Annotated in this window: 3 protein-coding genes; 2 read left to right on the forward strand and 1 reads right to left on the reverse strand. The window is 60.5% G+C overall.

Annotated features, from left to right (window positions below; genetic code table 11):
- Positions 1 to 176, forward strand: a 176-nt coding sequence (locus ACR0B3_RS24210; RefSeq protein ID WP_480811268.1) for a MoaD/ThiS family protein, incomplete at its 5' end; no start/stop codon positions are given.
- Position 177: 1 nt separating this feature from the next.
- Complete coding sequence (locus ACR0B3_RS24215; RefSeq protein ID WP_480811267.1) at positions 178 to 621, forward strand: molybdenum cofactor biosynthesis protein MoaE; 444 nt, start codon at positions 178 to 180, stop codon at positions 619 to 621.
- Between the two features lie 5 nt (positions 622 to 626).
- On the opposite strand, the gene ACR0B3_RS24220 is transcribed toward ACR0B3_RS24215, so the two are convergent.
- Entirely contained in the window at positions 627 to 947 is a 321-nt protein-coding gene (locus ACR0B3_RS24220) for a hypothetical protein (RefSeq protein ID WP_170395619.1), read from the reverse strand.
- Positions 948 to 955: the final 8 nt, after the last annotated feature.

The following is a 955-nucleotide window of genomic DNA, read 5'->3' on the forward strand; positions in this document are numbered from 1 at the left end:
CCGCAACAGTCAGCGATTTGGTCGCGGAACTGAGCGCGCGTGAGGATCGCTATGCTGCTGCCTTTGCCGATCTGTCGGCCTTGCGCGTGGCGCTGGACCAAGAGCTTTCGGATTTTGACGCCCCACTGACCGGTGTACGCGAGGTTGCGTTCTTTCCGCCCATGACGGGTGGCTAGAATGCGGATCGTCGTGCAGGAGGCCCCGTTCGATCTGGGGGCCGAAGCCAACGCTTTTGCCGCCGGGGACGATGCCAACGGGGCCATCGTGACCTTCACGGGCGTTGTGCGCGATCTGGCTTCGGGCGATCTGGATGTGATGGAGATCGAGCACTATCCTGGCATGACCGAACGCGCCCTAACCAAGATAGCGGAAGAGGCGCAAGCCCGTTGGTCACTGGGCAACGTTCTGGTGATCCACCGCCACGGAAGGCTTGCGCCGGGTGACCAGATCATGATGGTCGCAACCGCCGCACCGCACCGCAAAGATGCGTTTGAGGCGGCGGAATATCTGATGGATTACCTTAAGTCTCGCGCGCCATTCTGGAAGAAGGAAATCACCACGTCCGGGGCAGAATGGGTGGCTGCCAAGGACGAGGATGAAGACGCGCTGACCCGCTGGTAGGGTGCCTAGTCTGCGTTGTTGATCCGCCCGCGCATCTCTTCGGCTTCCTGCCGCGCCGCGCGCAGCCCTTCCATTGCGGCATTCAACTCGGCTTCGGTTTGCGTCAGCTGGTTGGTCAGCTCTGCCTCGCGCTGCTGAAGATATGTGATTGCCTGATCGCGTGTTTCTTCGGCCTCGTGCAGTTCCTGACTCATGCGGTCAAGATCGGCCACGTCGCTTTGGCGAACACGGGACAGCCGATGGGCCAGCCAGTTGGCGAACCAACCCATGCAGAAAGCTGCGAACAGGATGATGGCTGTGGCGATGATGAATTCTGTTCTGTTCAACTTACTGG

Source organism: Ruegeria sp. CE9 (assembly GCF_056537425.1).